Origin of the sequence: Prosthecobacter sp. (assembly GCF_044222565.1) — a bacterium.
GTDB lineage: Bacteria > Verrucomicrobiota > Verrucomicrobiia > Verrucomicrobiales > Verrucomicrobiaceae > Prosthecobacter.
In genome coordinates this window covers 27751-43053 of the sequence record NZ_JBGANA010000030.1, presented here as the reverse complement: position 1 = coordinate 43053, position 15303 = coordinate 27751, and the positions used below count along the sequence as shown (strand labels likewise).

General features: G+C 59.9%; 12 protein-coding genes. 6 read left to right on the top strand and 6 right to left on the bottom strand.

All coding sequences use genetic code 11. The features are described from left to right. The first annotated feature begins 35 nt into the window (after positions 1-35). From ACILSR_RS28930 to ACILSR_RS28910, 5 genes are all read left to right on the top strand, one after another. Entirely contained in the window at positions 36-584 is a 549-nt protein-coding gene (locus ACILSR_RS28930) for a hypothetical protein (protein WP_395753303.1), read from the top strand. A gap of 157 nt (positions 585-741) precedes the next feature. After that, a complete protein-coding gene (locus tag ACILSR_RS28925; RefSeq protein ID WP_395753302.1) occupies positions 742-2154 on the top strand; it encodes a DUF1552 domain-containing protein in 1413 nt (470 codons plus the stop codon). Between the two features lie 131 nt (positions 2155-2285). Continuing rightward, complete coding sequence (locus ACILSR_RS28920; RefSeq protein WP_395753301.1) at positions 2286-2735, top strand: hypothetical protein; 450 nt, start codon at positions 2286-2288, stop codon at positions 2733-2735. Positions 2736-3406: 671 nt separating this feature from the next. Then, entirely contained in the window at positions 3407-4078 is a 672-nt protein-coding gene (locus ACILSR_RS28915) for a response regulator (protein ID WP_395753300.1), read from the top strand. Positions 4079-4251: 173 nt separating this feature from the next. Beyond that, entirely contained in the window at positions 4252-4677 is a 426-nt protein-coding gene (locus ACILSR_RS28910; protein WP_395753299.1) for a hypothetical protein, read from the top strand. Positions 4678-4690: 13 nt separating this feature from the next. Here the strand turns inward: ACILSR_RS28910 and ACILSR_RS28905 are convergent, their stop codons facing one another. Both ACILSR_RS28905 and ACILSR_RS28900 read right to left on the bottom strand, forming a co-directional pair. Next, positions 4691-6727: a transglycosylase domain-containing protein gene (locus ACILSR_RS28905; RefSeq protein WP_395753298.1), complete on the bottom strand. Its 2037-nt coding sequence runs from the start codon at positions 6725-6727 to the stop codon at positions 4691-4693. A 25-nt stretch (positions 6728-6752) separates the two neighbouring features. Next, positions 6753-8624 carry a peptidoglycan D,D-transpeptidase FtsI family protein gene (locus ACILSR_RS28900; RefSeq protein ID WP_395753297.1) on the bottom strand — a complete coding sequence of 624 codons (1872 nt, stop codon included), beginning with the start codon at positions 8622-8624 and terminating at the stop codon, positions 6753-6755. 347 nt (positions 8625-8971) lie between these two features. Here ACILSR_RS28900 and ACILSR_RS28895 point away from each other — a divergent pair, with 347 nt between their 5' ends. Next, entirely contained in the window at positions 8972-9841 is an 870-nt protein-coding gene (locus tag ACILSR_RS28895) for an SDR family oxidoreductase (protein WP_395753296.1), read from the top strand. A 27-nt stretch (positions 9842-9868) separates the two neighbouring features. On the opposite strand, the gene ACILSR_RS28890 is transcribed toward ACILSR_RS28895, so the two are convergent. The 4 genes from ACILSR_RS28890 to ACILSR_RS28875 form a co-directional block, all read right to left on the bottom strand. Continuing rightward, the gene (locus ACILSR_RS28890; RefSeq protein ID WP_395753295.1) at positions 9869-11077 is read right to left on the bottom strand and encodes an aminotransferase class I/II-fold pyridoxal phosphate-dependent enzyme; all 1209 of its coding nucleotides are present in this window, start codon (positions 11075-11077) and stop codon (positions 9869-9871) included. 120 nt (positions 11078-11197) lie between these two features. Continuing rightward, positions 11198-12742 (bottom strand): hypothetical protein, encoded by a 1545-nt coding sequence (locus ACILSR_RS28885; RefSeq protein ID WP_395753294.1) that lies wholly within the window; start codon positions 12740-12742, stop codon positions 11198-11200. 6 nt (positions 12743-12748) lie between these two features. Continuing rightward, positions 12749-13783 (bottom strand): hypothetical protein, encoded by a 1035-nt coding sequence (locus tag ACILSR_RS28880; RefSeq protein WP_395753293.1) that lies wholly within the window; start codon positions 13781-13783, stop codon positions 12749-12751. A 34-nt stretch (positions 13784-13817) separates the two neighbouring features. Beyond that, the gene (locus tag ACILSR_RS28875; protein ID WP_395753292.1) at positions 13818-15236 is read right to left on the bottom strand and encodes a MotA/TolQ/ExbB proton channel family protein; all 1419 of its coding nucleotides are present in this window, start codon (positions 15234-15236) and stop codon (positions 13818-13820) included. Between the last annotated feature and the right edge of the window lie 67 nt (positions 15237-15303).

The window sequence follows — 15303 nt, the reverse complement described above, 5'->3', positions numbered from 1 at the left end:
AAGGCAGAGGCTGATCTATTTGGAAACACCCGATCATGAGCAATACCAGCATCGCCGTTTATCCTGCTGCCGTGGGACAGCAGTGCGTGGATTATTTTCGGTCCCAACGGCCCGAGTGGAGTGTTGTCTTGAATGCGGAAAAATTTGTGACTGGCGTGAATGTTTTCATTCAAGAAAACGAGGCGGCTACGGCCATTTGGCTTCGATTTCCGCTAAGCGAGGATTGGGAATTGTATTCAGGCATTTCCAACCGGTTGAAATGCTGCTGGCTCAATGTCCTGTTTCAGGAACATATTGTCTGGGAGTACAACTTGTATGATGAAGCCAATGTCCTGATCGACAGATTTGAACCGCTGCCGGGTATGTGGGGGCATGAAACCGGATCTCCGGGCAATGCTGAGATCGTTGCGCGCATTTGGAAAATCAATCCGGCGAAGATCAACCGATACCTGAAGATGTGGACTGATCGTCTGAGAAGAAGAAGTCGAAAAGCGTACTTTTGCCGGGATGAGTATGGCTATGGCCAACTCGAGCAGGGTTATGATTTCATCAAGGCGCTTACAGGGCTGAAGTTTCCCGATTGAGCAGAGACGGAGTGGATGCTGCTGGCGGAGTTCTGCGGACTAAAGTCCGCGCTCCTTTTGCTTTGCCGCGCTGTTGTGGGTTATGGCACGTTCTCTGCACGAAAACCCGCAAACGGCGCGTAGTTTAGAAGAAGCATCTGCCGCCTGTTTTTTCTCCATGAATCTCTTTTCCCTGAACCGCAAACAGCTCCTCGACCGCCGCACCTGCCTTCGTGGCCTTGGGGCCTCTTTGGCGCTGCCGCTGCTGGAGACGATGGGGTGGGCGGAGGTGGTGAAGGGGAAGGCTGCGGTGAAGCCGCCGGTGAGGCTGGGTTTTATGTACATGCCGCATGGGGTGATCATGGATCAGTTTTGGCCGGCGACGGCGGAGAGCTTTCTGACGGCTCCGCCTCCGGCGCTGGAGTCGCTAAGGCCGGTGCTAAACCAGTGTTTGCTGATGAAGGGAATCTCGGGGATTCCGATCGCGCCGTTCAATGGGGCGCCGCATGCGCTGGAGCTTTCGACGTGGCTGACGGCGCAGTTGCCGGATGCGCGGCAGCGGAACAGGATCAACATTGCGATCTCGGCGGATCAGATCGCGGCGAATTATGTGGGGGCGCTGACGGCGCTGCCTTCGTTGGAGCTGGCGACGATGCCGCAGACACACAAAGAGAATCAGGAAGGGCTGAACGAGGGGTATTACTCGCACTGCAGCTTTCGATCTGCCACGCAGGCGGTGCCGGCTGAGATCAATCCGCGCAGTGTGCTGAACCGGCTTTTCAATCAGGATGCGGCAGGCGCTGGGAAGGCGGGGGACTCGAAGACGAATGCGCTGGATCAGAGCATGCTGGATCTGGTGATCGGCGGTGCGAAGGAACTGCGGCGGAAGCTGCCGCAGGATGATCAGCACAAGCTGGATGAGTACCTGGACAGCGTGCGCGCGGTGGAGCGGCGGATCGCGGCAATCGAGTATCGGCAGAAAGAGGCGGCGCTGGAAAAGGCGGGGGTGAGCAGCAGCAAACGCAAGGCGAGTGACTCGCCGCCGATCGAGATCAAGATTCCGGTGGGGGACAAGCGCAGTGAGTACATGCAGGTGATGTGTGACCTGAACGTGCTGGCTTTCCAGACGGACACGACGCGGGTGAGCACGTACATTGGCTCGACACCGAACGGGGTGTCTTATCCGGAGCTGGGCTTCAAGGATGAGCACCACTCGCAGACGCACCACAACAATCAGGCGGAGAAGGTGGGCAAAGTGGCGGCGATCACCGCGTTTAACATTTCGCAGTTTGCCTACATGGTGAAGAAGATGGCAAGCCTTCGCGAAGGCGACGGGACGCTGCTGGACAACTGCATCATGATGTGGGGCTCGGGCTTGGAGGACGGAAACAAGCACTCGCGTGAAAACCTGCCTTTCATCATCGCGGGCAAAGGCGGCGGCAGCATCAACACGGGCCGCTTCCTGACGGAGACGAAGGGGAATCAGGGCGATCTTTTGACGACGCTTCTGGCCTGTGCGGGAGTGCCGCTGGACCGGCCGATCGGGATTGCGACGAAGCAGATCACGGAGATGAAGGCGAATGGGGCGTAGGCGGGAAGAGATGTGATGAAGCCAGAGGTTCATCGCTTAAAGTTTTGCGGGGCTGGCAAGTAGCGCCCGGCCTGTTGAGTCAGGCGGGGGTTCGTCATTGAACGACGAGAAGGCCACGATAGGGTGCAGTCATGAGACCAACGTTTTTTAACGCCAAGTTCGGCTTTCGTGTATTGATGGCACTGCTGGCACCACTTCTGTGCGGCGGATGCATGCAAGGACAGGCAGAGCCGGGGTCGATGTTTCGCAAGGGAGTGCAGCGGGATGCGTGGCAGACGGAGGCGAATTATTCCGAGGCGGTGCTATTGCACAAGGACAGGCCGCGCAAGGAGATCCCGAGCGTGTACTGGGAGCCTCGCATTCAGCAACTGCACCCGCTGAAGGTGTACATTCACCGCTTGAACCTCGTGGTGGTGCAGAAGGAGCAGGACGGGAAAGAATACGGCCGGTATGTGTACCTGCCCACGGCTCCCTACATGCCGAAGACTTCCTGGTTCCCAAAGACGGGAGTGGACGGCTTTGTGTTTCGCGAGACGGTGGTGTGGGACGAGTACGACTATACGCGAGCCCTGGGGTACTGACGCGCGCCGTCTGAAGGACAAGAAACTGCAATTTTCGAGATCGCGACCTAAAAATGGCTAACCAGTTTTGCGGCCACACAGCTTTGTCAGATTTCAAAAGCCTTGGGAGGTGGGCTGCTCAAAGAGAATTCTGAATTCGATGAGGTCCGAATCCGCGTGTCCCCTGACATTGGCTTCTTGAAACAAGCATCGCCTGACAGATGATGGAAGCCAGTCGTGGAACTGCATGCAGCGGGATCATAGACAGTGGAGGCCGAGGCGACACTGAAGGTGTTTATTAACTCAAGAAAAGTGATTAGATCTCCATCGCTCCATGGAAGGAGAGTAAAGGTTTTTCAGACGAACAGGGTTTTCAGTCTTTAGCCGAGTGTTCTTGAGATAGATCGATGTTTATTTATGAATGAATGCTTTATTTCACCCTGCGGCAGTATTCACGCATGCTCCGAGTTCCGCGTGGGTGGACCATTGAACTTGTCATTCCCTTCTCACCACAAAATGCCAGCCTTCCCCGTGCCACCCAGCCGCTTGACGCAAAGGAACGAGGATGCATTTCTCGAGAGGGGCGACAAGAATCGAGCGAGCGGAAGGCCAGTCTCCCACGTCATTCCCTAAATCAATAAGATCTCACCCTATGGGTGAAGCGTATTCCTCCAACCCACTAATCCGAAGCCATGAACGAAGCCCAAACCACCCAGACCATACGCCTGGCCATTGTCGATGACCACACCATGATGCGGGAAGGTCTGAGCCTCTTCATTGAGAGCACGGGGGACATGCACTGTGTCTGGACCGCCCAAAACGCGGCCGAGGCGGTCAGCAACGTTGAGCGGGACACGCCGGATGTGCTGATCGTGGACATATCCCTGCCAGACCGTTCAGGGCTGGAGTTGATCAAGGATCTGCACCTGCTGCGGCCGGGTATGCCCGTGCTGGCCGTGTCCATGCACGATGAGAAGCTTTATGCCCAGCGCGCCTTGAAGTCCGGAGCCAAGGGTTACGTGATGAAAAATGCGCCGCAAAAGCAACTGGCGCAGGCGATACGGCGGGTGGCGAGCGGTGGGATCGCACTCAGCGAGGAAATGTCCGAGGAGGTGCTGAAGGCCTTTTCCTCCGGCGGCAGCGCGAGCAGCAAAGGAGTGGTGGCCGACCTGACGGACCGCGAATTTGAAGTTTTCCAGATGATCGGCAACGGCCAGAGCACCAACCAGATCGCCGAGGCCATGAAACTCAGCACCAAAACGGTGGATGTTCACAAAATGAACATCCGCAACAAGCTGAACCTGAAAGATGGCAGCGAGCTGACGTTTTTTGCCTTCCGCTGGATGCAGGACAAGCAGGCTTGAAAAACCGGCAGCGCTGGCAAGGGCCGAACCGAACAGCTTTTTTCAGAGGTTTCAGCGTCCGGCAGGAGGTTGACCGCCGAAGTGTTTTGATACTGCCTAATCTTTGCAGGGTCGGCACTCTGCTGTGCGTTTATGTTTGCTAGAAGTCATCACCCCTGACTCAAGACGTTATTATGAAAACCTACTCTCAGATCGTTTGCGGACTGGTGGCGGCCGTGGGCCTGTCTTCCTGTGACATCAACCATCTTTACTCCACCACACGTCCCGTCAGCGGCAGCTTCAAGCCCCTCCTCCCCCCCAGCGCCGGCCCCATCTACACCCCGCTGTCACCCGCCTACCGGAACAGTTCCTACCTCGTCGATCAGGATGTGTCCTATGTGCGCCTGCCTTCCGTTCAGGGGGCTTCCCATTACGTCTGCTATGACTCCGTCCAGCAGCACCCAATTCCGCTGCCGCAGAGGGTCAAAACTTGGCGCTACACCTCGCGCCACCCAAATGAATGGGGCGCTCCCATCTGGGTGACCACCTACCGACCCGCACGCAAGGCCTCCCCTGCCCCGCTGACGGTGGCAACGGAAAGCTCGGCACCGCCTCGTTAGGCCGAGTTTCAGGCTACCTCCTCGCATCCGCCTTCGGAACCGGCAGGGCTTTGGGAACCGCTCCCGATGCGTTGGTGCTTTGATAAGGATCTTTCCCCACCACGACGCTGGCCATCGGGGTGACGGAGAGGATGCGGGGATCGCCATCAACCGGAAGCGCACGGAGAGGGGCGGCGAGAAATTGAGACAGCCCGGGTTTGGCGTCCCAGCCTTGGGGCTTGCCCTCAGTCACCATCTGAAAGACTGCGGCCCACAGGGGCAGCGCTGCGGTGGCGGCGGTGGTCTTGGAGCTGATCAAGGCATCTTTGTCGTGGCCGATCCAGACCAGGCAGGTCACGGCCCGGTCAAAGCCGACAAACCAGGCATCCGTGCGGTCATAAGTGATCCCGCCAAATCCGGCGATGCTTTTGTTGGCAAGGCCGTGCTCGAGGAGGGGCTTGCGGAACTCAGGGCGTTCCATGCTGGAGACGAGGGTGTCCCGCACATGAGCGGCGGCGGCTGGAGCAAACACTTCGGCACTGCGCACGGTGGGGGCGAGCAGGAGGTGCGGCGCGGAGCACATGCGTCCGTCATTGGCGAGGGCGGTGAAAGCACGGGCCAGCTCGATGAGGCGCAGCGGAGTCTGGCCCAGGGTAAAGGCGGCCTCGGTGCGCAGAGGAGTGGTAAAATTGCAGCGATTCAGAGCGGCCCGCAGAGGATCCAGCCCGACCTGGTAACTGAGGCGCACCGTAGCAGCGGTGCGGCCCTCCAGCAGAGCCTGCATGGGAGTGATGGTGCCTCCTGTGTAGGTCACGGGCTCCCCATCCGCCCCCCACTCACCGAGGGTGCCCACCAGACCACCGATCATGGCCTGCCTGTTGTCCAAAGGGCCATCGATCTGCGATGCGTCCGTGAGATCCGGCTGCGTGGTGAGCGCGGCGGCATAGACCAGAGGGAGAAACGCGGTGCCAGGAGGGCGAACGCCATCGAGGGCACGATTGAACGGACTGGTGGTGAAATCGCGCCCGCCCTGCATGGCGAGGATGGCACCGGAGCGGTTATCCAGAACGATGACGGCGCCTTGCATCGTGGTGGCGTCATCGGCGGGAAGACGCTCCAGGTGCTTGCGCATCAAGGCATCAAGCTGGTGCTGCCATTTCAGGCGCAGCGTCATGGTCATTTCCGGCGGGTTTCCAGGCTGCAGGCCAAGACGCTGAAATTCCGCGCGTGCGGCCGCCAGCATGTAGCCGGTGCGTACGCGAGTCTTGTCATGGCGGAGGGTCAGCGGCTGGGCTTTGGCGGCGGTGGCTTCGGCTTCGGTGATCTTGCCCGTCTCCGCCATGCGCTGCAGGGTCAGGTCCCGCTTCTGTTTGGCCAACGCGGTCTGGGTGATGGGGGAGAAGGCCACGGGGGCCTTGATGATCCCGGCCAGCGTGGCGGACTCGACGAGGGTGATGTCCTTCACATCTTTGCCAAAATAGCAGCGCGCCGCAGCACCGACACCGCTGCAGCCGTTGCCGAGGTAGATGCGGTTCATGTAGTCGGTGAGGATCTGCTCTTTGGTGCGCTCGCGCTCAATGCGCATGGCGAGGAAGATTTCAGTGATCTTGCGTTCGTAGTTGCGCCCTTGGAGGCCAAAAGCGTTACGAGCGAGCTGCTGCGTGATGGTGCTGCCGCCCTGGCGGATGCCCTTGGAACTAAAGTTTTTCACCGCAGCGCGCGTGAGGCCCACCAGATCATAGCCGGGATGAGTGTAAAAGCGTGCGTCTTCCGTGGCTATGATGGCATCGGTCAGGGAGATGGGCACGTCTTCGATGGTGACCAGTTCGCGCTCGATCTCGCTGGCGCTGCCAACGAGCTCTCCTTTGGCATCCACAATCAAGGTTTCGTTCTGGCCACGCTTGAGCGCGCTCATGTCAAAGGTGGCAGCCACGCCGGTGTAGTGATGCCAGACAAGAGCCAGCGAAAACGCAGCGACGAGGCAAACCACCGCGCAGAATCCCACCAGCCGACGCAGCCACCGAGGCAGACGCAGATAGAGGGAGCGGAAGACGTGGAAGAGGCCGAGCATGCGAAAAAGCAACAGGTGAAAGGAGTTAGCGGAACAGACGCTGGAAGAAACCTTCCACAGGACCGCGGCTGTAACCCGGCGGGCGCACCAGCTGGGGTTCACCATAGAAACCGCCGGAAGCCACAGGCTCGGTCAGCGGATCGTTTTCCTGATCAACACGGGTGTTTTCATATTTCACCCCATGAGCCTCGGGCCTGGCCTCGATATCGCGCAGCACTTTGGTGATGACAGGCGCCGCGGTGCCGCCACCGGAAAGGCCGCCTTCACCGGCGTTTCCCTCAATCATGACGGCAAAGGCCAGCGGCGGCTGTGTGTCCACAAAGCCGGCGAACCACACGACGTTCGCCTTGGCACCACGCAGCACCCACTGGGCGGTGCCGGTTTTGCCATACACGGCAATCTTTTTCAGACGTGCGGCCTTGCCGGTGCCATTCACGTGATTGACCACGCTGTACATGGCGTTTCGCACGGTCTCGAGATCGGTCTGGCTCACGGGCATGATGGTCTCTCGGCACGGAATGGCCACATCGCCCACATGACCGCTCTGAGACTGCGTATGCATGACCAGCCGTGACCGTGGGCGGCAGGTGCCATTGGCCAGCGCGGACATGGCCATGGCCACCTGCAGCGGAGAAGCCTCCGTGACCCCCTGGCCGATGGAGAGATTGGCGAGATCTCCATTCGAAGGCGCATTGCGCGGCAAAGAACCGGCCGCGGTTTTCACCGGGAGTACAGGTGCCACGCCGAAGCCGAACTCACGAGCCATGTAGAGAATGGGCATGTCCCGCGTCATCATGGCAGACTGGTAGAAGTAGGTGTTGCAGGAGCGGATGAGAGCGGCCCGGGCGTTGAAAAAGCCGTAGTCGTCCTTGGACCAGTTGTCGAACTCGCGACCATCGATCATGAGCGTGGGGCCGCACTCGAACTCCCGCTGGGCATCCACGGTTCCGGCACGCAATCCAGCGAGAACCACGAAAGGTTTGAAGACGGATCCCGGCGGGTAGGTGCCCTGCACCGCGCGGTCAAACAGCGGACCTTCGATGTCTTGAGAGAGCTTCGTAAAGTCATCGCTGGAGATGCCGCCGGCAAAAGCGTTGGGATTGAAGCGAGGGTAGCTGGCCATCGCGCGGATGTCTCCCGTGCTGGAATCGACGATGACCATGGCGCAGCGGTGGCCGCAGTGGTCCAGCGCATTCTCCGCGCAGCGCTGGGTGTCAAGATTGAGCGTGGTCACGATGTCCCGGCCCGCCTGAGGTGGAACGAAAACCTGCTCATAGGCGATGGTGCCGGCATCCGTCATCATGAGGCAAAGCGTACCGTCCGTGCCGGTAAGCTGCTTGTGGTAGGCCGCCTCCAATCCCACGGCGCCGCGCGTGCGCTGCCAGAGTGGCTCGCCGCGCTGCACCTGACCGATGGGTGGAGCACCATCCGCTGACACGTAGCCAAGAAGATGCGCGGCCATGTTTCCCTGCGGATAATAACGCTCATACTCCGCGCGCACGCTGGCATGCGGATGCTTCTGAGGATCGATGGTGATCTCCTGCTTCACAGCATCGCTCACTGTCAGCGGCAGCTCCCGGCGTCCTTCATAATGACGCTTCACCTGGTCCGCGTCCGGCATGCGTGCGGCCGGGAGGTCATGCTTGGAGGCAGCGATTTCCTGCTCCAGCCATGCGGTATAAGTTTCGAGGGTGCCACGCTGCTCTGCCGGAACGGTCAGTTGCAGGCGGTGCACGACGGCGTTTTGTGCCAATGGGCGCCCTTTGCGGTCGAGGATCTGCCCCCGCGGCGCAGGGATGGCAAAGTAGTAGGGCTTCACATCGGTGCGCGTGCCAGTACCTGGGACAAACGCGGGCGCCGGTGGATTGTCAGCGATCAAGGGGGACGCAGCCAGCATGAGGCTTCCCAAAAGAATGCAGTGGAGCCGAAGGCGAAGAGTGGTGGGCGAGACAAAGACAGCGCGCCAAGGGGCACGAGCGGGGGCTGGGATGGCTGTCGGAAAAGAAGAAATCACAGTCGCAAATAATAGAAAAACCCTGCCAAGAACAATAACCTGCCGGCGAGGCTGACTCCAACCTAATATCGTCCCGGCAGCGAGTTTGGACGTGGCAGAACGCAAAGCATTCAAGAATAGGTTGGCGAAGGGTGACGAACAGCCTGCTACCGCAAAAACCGTAACCGCTGCTCGACAATGAAAGGGCGCGCCGAATACTCACAACCCATCTCCCGAACGCGACCTCCATCATGTCTTCCCCAAGCTCCGCCAAGCCTCGCAACGTCCTGATCACCGGAGCCTCGACGGGAATCGGTGCGGCCTGTGCCAGAATGCTGTCAGAACGCGGCTGGCGCGTCTTTGCCGGAGTGCGGCGTGAGAACGATGGAGAAGCACTCCTCGCGAGTACAAAGGGACAAATCGTCCCAGTTATTTTGGATGTGACGAATCGTGAGCAAATCCAGAAAGTGGTGCAGGACATCAGCATCAAGTGTGGTGCGGCTGGCCTGCAAGGAGTGGTGAACAACGCCGGCATCGCGTTGGCAGGGCCGCTCGAGTTCATGCCGCTTGAAGCCTTCGAACGGCAGTTCAACATCAACGTGCTGGGATTGATCGCCGTGACACAGACCGTGTTGCCGCTGATCCGGGCGAGCCGCGGGCGCGTCGTTTTGACGGGCTCGAACTCCGGCTTCATGTGCGAACCGTTTCTGGCTGGCTATGGGGCAACGAAGCACGCGCTAGAAGCCATCGCCGATTCTCTGCGCATCGAACTGCGCCCCTGGGGCATCGAAGTCGCGCTCATCCAGCCGGGTGCGATCAAGACCCCCATCTGGACCAAGTCCCGCGAAGCGGCGGAACAGCTCTTTGTGGGCATGCCGCCGCAGTGCGAGGAGCTGTATGCGGAGCCCATCGCCGCGCTGCGCAAAATGGTGGAAAAAGTCCCCTCGATGGCCATTCCGCCTGAACGGGTGGCCAAGGCGGTGGTGCATGCGCTGGAGGCACGCCGGCCACGCACCCGCTATCCAGTGGGCCTCGACTCCATCCTCGGATCGGTGCTGGTGCGGGTGGTTCCAGACCGGCTGAGGGACTGGTTGATCCGAAAGTTTATGGGGCTGAAGTAGCCGAAAACTCGAGGCAGCCGGGCATCTTTAGATGATGCCCAGTTCCTTGCCGACCTTCTCAAACTTCTCCAGCGCGCGGTCGATCTGCGCATCGGTGTGTGTGGCCATGAGGCTGACGCGGATCAGTTCTTCCCCAGGAGGCACGGCCGGTGGGATGACGGGATTGACGAAGATGCCTTCGTCCTGCAGGCGGCGGCAGAAGGTGAAGGTCCTGAGGGTTTCATTGACGTAAACCGGGAGGATGGGAGTCTCGGTGGCCCCAAGCTTGTAGCCGAGCGAAAGCAGGCCCTGCTTCATGCGCGCGGTATTGGCCCAGAGCTGTTTCATGCGCTCAGGCTCGGCGATCATGATGCGCAGCGCTGCGAGGGCGGCGGCCACATTCGCGGGACTCATGCTGGCGCTGAAGACGAGGGGGCGGGAGTGGTGCTTGAGGTAGTCGATGGTGTCTGCTTCCCCAGCGATGAAACCACCCAGACTCGCGAGTGATTTGCTGAAGGTGCCCATGATGAGGTGAACGTCATCCACCACACCAAAATGCGAGGCTGTGCCTGAGCCATGCTCTCCCAGAACGCCGATGCTGTGGGCATCATCGACCATCACGGCCGCATTGTACTGTTTGGCGAGTTTGACCACCTCGGGCAGCTTGATGATGTCCCCTTCCATGCTGAAGACGCCATCCACGATGATGATCTTGGGAGATTCCGCCGGGAGATGCGCCAGACGACGGGCCAGCGAGGTCATGTCATTGTGGGAAAAGAGGAAGGTCTTGCCCGGAGCCATCTGGCAGCCCGCTCCGAGGCTGGCGTGATTGGCGCGATCCGCCAGAATGCAGTCATCGCGGCCGACGATGGCGCTGATGACGCCGAGATTCACCTGAAAGCCGGTGCTGTAGAGGAGCACCGCCGGCTTTTTCATGAGCTGCGCCAGCTCCTCCTCCAGCTGCACATGGATGTCCAGGGTACCATTGAGAAAGCGCGAACCGGCGCAGCCTGCGCCGTATTTTTGCACGGCCGAGCAGATGGCCTCCTTGATGCGCGGGTCGTTGGTGAGGCCGAGATAACTGTTCGAACCCAGCATGAGCACCTGCTGGCCGTTGATGATGACTTCCGTGTCCTGGGCGGAGGCTATCTCACGAAAGTAGGGGTAGATTCCTGCGGCGCGTACCGGCTCCAGAGCGGTGAATTTACGAACCTTGTCGAACAATGGGAGGGGGCTGGACGGAGAGGCGGAGGGCATCGGAGCACAAAGGAAGCAACGAACCTGCCACTGGATGGCCGACTGTCCATGGCCACCTGAAAGGAAGAACAGATTATGGCAGGTTTGTCATCCAGCGCGGACGGAGCGCTCCACACACCATCAATCGAGAGTGCGTTTCGGCGGGGCGATGGTCACGGGAACCGTCCCCCCGGGAGGGGCCGCACGCGGCGGGGTGGGAGCCAGGCGCTGAACTTCGTACGTGGTGAGATTCACGGTGAGGTCCAGCTTGGCAAGAAACTCCCAGGTGGCCGGCACCCCGACTTCATCGGCGATTTTGCGGGCTTCCAAATAGGCTTCAAACGCATCTGGCATGACCTGGAAAATGGCAACGCCACTGGGGTCTGACTTGATGTCGCGCATGAGGCGGATGTAGGGGGAGTTCGGCTGCTTCATGGACTCCACCGTTTCGCCACCGCCGCCTTTGGGAGTCAGAGCCAGCTGCACATACGGCAGCGTGGGCAGTGTCTTGGGCTCAAAGCCGTACGAGCCCGACATGAGCGGGCTGGAGGCGGCGCGCTGAAGCAGGGCGACAATGCGCGCAGAATCATAGATGGTGCGCGCCTTGCTCACATTTTCGATGCCTTTGACCTTGGACAGATCGTGGAAATAGCCGAGCACATCCTTCGGTGTTGCTTTGACCTCCTGGGTGATGGCACCCCATGAGAACGAGATCTTGCCGCCTGAGACGGAAGCTTTGATGACGGGAACGGCAGGGTCGCGTGATGGATCAAGTTTGACCCAGGGAGCGACGTCCCCCTTGGTGGCGGCAACGATGGCATCTGCCACGACCGGCATGGTCTGGCGGGTGGGGATGGAGATGTCTGCGATGGCGCTGAGCAGCTGCTTGCTGGGTTGAATGCCGCCGGCCACGAGTGCCTTGTAGGCCCCTGCCACGTATTCCATCTGCATGCGATTGACCAGCGGAGCGATGTCCGGCCAGGCCTTCTGTGCATTGGCAGCGGAGCCCAGAATGCCCTCGAGCAGCTTGGCAAACGGCGTGTACTCCACCTTTTCAAATTCGAGCTTCGACTTCACCTTCTCCATGCCATCGAGAATGGGCTGGAGGAATTTGTTCTGGTTGAAGGTCAGCACCCCCTGCTTGGCCACGAGAATGCGCGTCTCATTCGGCTTTTCCGGATAGGGGTGCGGATTGGGCAGACGGACGTAGGTGGCGGGAAGCGGCTGGAACACGGGCGTCTTGTCCAGCAAGGACTTCAGGCGCTCGACTTCCGCGAGCATCTTTTCGGTCTCCGCCTTGCTCATATCCCGGTCTTTTTTCCGCTGATCCAGCTGCTTCTTGAAAGCCTCCAGATCCATGAGCTTGATCTTCGTCTGCGTGTCGGCGGTATCGACGGTTTTGAGCTCCTCGATGGCACGCTTGAGCTCGACCTCCGCCTTTTTCAAATCTTCTTCCAGCTTCTCAGGATCGATCTTTTCAGGCAGGACTTTGACCTGCTCCTTGATCTGCTGAAGCTCCTCCGGAGTGACGGGTGGCAGGTCCGAGAGAACTTTCTTCACCGCACTGGCCGCGCTCAGGCCGACCATAACGAGCACGATGATCAACACGCCGACCACATTGGTCATGGTGTCCATCAAGGCGACGAACGGCAGTTCCTGCTCTTCGTGTGGTTTGCGTTTGGCCATGGTTCGTCAGGCGGCTTTCTTAGCGGGTGGAGTTGCGGCCGGGGGAGCGGGTGGCGGCACGGTTTTGGGCGGCACTGCCGGAGCAGGCGCAGTGCCCGGCGCGGGTGGGGTGGCGGGCACAGGCTTGGCTGTGGGGGCTGGCTTGACAGCGGGAGCAGGTTTTGCGGCCGGAGCCATTAAAGCGGCAGGAGGCGGCGGGATGATGCCGCGATATTTCGCAAACGTGGCGAGGTCGAGAATGCCACGCCCGGGGATGGGCAGCTTGCCAACCCGCACCTTGTAGTCATTCTCGGCGCGACCCGCGCCGTTGTTGAAGGCAGCCTGGCCGTCATCGCGGATGAGGAACAGAACGAGAGACTTGGGATTCTTGGCCACCTCGGTGAGGAAGTAATTATAAACAGGATCCGCCACCACGACCGCCGCGGTGGCACTGAGGCGGTAGTCCTCCTCTCCCCAGGCGCCGAGAATCTTCAAAGCACCGTTCGTGGCCTCCACGAAAAAGACTTTCGTGTCCGCCGCCATGCCGCTGCCGGAAGGCTGGACCACAACCGGGGGCGCTCTCCGCTCAGGCGGCACATCGCGTTTTTTGAGCTCGTCCATGAGCGCGGCGATTTCCTTTTTGCTCTCCGTCTGCTGCTGCTTCATCCCATCGAGTTCCAGCAGCAGATCGTCCAGTTCCTTCTGCATCTGCTGGCTGATTTTGAGGTTTTCCTCCTGGGTCTCCTTGGAAGTGGCGAGCAGCTTGCGCAGTTTCACAAAGCGCTGCTCTTTTTCCTCAATCTGCTTCTGCAGTTCCTCCAGGGAGGCGACCTTCTCCTTGAGTGCGACCGACTGCGTGTTGCGCTCCACGATTTCCTGGCGCAGGCGCTTGGCCTCCTCCGCCGACTGCAGGTCTTCCTGGGTGCGTCCTTCCGCCTGCTGGGTCTGGGACACACACAGCACGACGATGATCAGAATCAGCACGCCGATCAACGAGCAGAGAATGTCCAGAAACGGGACCAGCAGGATCTCGTCTTTGGCAGCATGTCGGCGCTTTGCCATGGTCGAATGTCAGAGGTTAAAAACAGACGGACAACTATTCTTTGCTGAACCAGCCCTTCTTCTTCACCTGATGAATCAAGATCTGCTTGCCACCGAGTTCTGAGAGGAGGGTGTTCAAAGATTGAATGCCGCTGGCCAGCGCGCGGGTGTAGTCGGTGGTGGTTTTGACGCTGTCCTTGACCGAATTGGTGAGGTCCTCCCGCATGCGGTTCAGTGTCATGGCAAACTCGGCGTCCACGCGCTGCTGATGGGCGGCGGCGCGCTTGTCCAGGTTGTCCGCCTGCTCCTTGACCTGCTTGGAGAGGGCGTTGAGATCCACGAGGAATTCTTTCTGCGCACTGGCCACCGCCTTCACCAGCGTGTCCATGATGCCGCCGGTGTCTCCGCCGGCGATGCCGCCACCGTCGTTGAGCCGGGGCAGGAGGACTTCGTTGCAGAAGGAGTCGATGTCATTGAGGCAGTCATCCTCCGACTTCATCATGGCATTGAGCGGGAAGTTCAGCGTCATGGCCAGCACGAGGCCGAGCAGCGTGGCGTCAAACGCGGTTCCCAGACCGCCGGTCACCTTGCCAAGCGTGCCAGTCACCTGCTTGATGTCGGTCATGTTGGTGAAGTCCATGCCACCGATGGCGTGGGACAGACCGATGACGGTGCCGATGAACCCCAGGATGGGAATGGCCCAGAGGAACGCCTTGAGCAGAGAGTAACTGCCGCCGATGCGCATGCTGTCGATGTCCGACTGGCTGGAGAGCATGTTCGTCACGTCACCGGTGTTCTGTTTCACTTCAAACAGTTCCAGGGCCTTGCGCATGCGGTTGACCATCATGCTGTCGCGCAAGCTGTGGGGCAGCTTGTAAAGGTGGTCGATGAAATGGCCGACGTTGTCGCGGTTGATCTCAGCGCCGAGGTCCCAGGGCAGGACATCCAGGAGGAGGGCTTTGCGCTGATGCCCGAGCTTGCGCAGCTTCAAATAGAGGATGGACATGGCCCACGTGAAGAACAGCGTGTTCATGAAGCTCACCAGCATGTGCTTGAAGAACAGCGAAGCCACGAACTGCATGGTCGTGTAGGAGGCGGGAGAAGCGCCGTCCGGAGCCTGGAAGGGATAGAGAATGGCCACCCAGAGAACGAAGAAGCCGAAGCCCATGCCGAAGCTCAGCAGGCTGCTGGGGTTGGTCGGGTCTTTTTCCTCCCACCCGCCACGTTCTCCGCGCACACTCGCGGAGGAGGCAGGTCCCTGGGGAGGAGCCGTGGTGCCATGCTCATACTCCGCGCCAAAGGCGTCGTTTTCAGCGGGCGCCATCCCGCTGGGAGCGGGCAGTCCTGAGGGAGATGGCAGGCCCGATGGCGCAGGGAGCGTGGAAGCGATGTTGGCCGGAATGCTCAGCTTGGTGTCGCAACCGGGGCAGCGGACAATTTTTCCGGCCATTTCCGGCTCGGCTTTGAGCTGCATGTCGCATGAGGGGCATTTGAACGTCACGGGTGAATTCCTCCAGAGTGTGTATTGAAGCGGGTGGCCT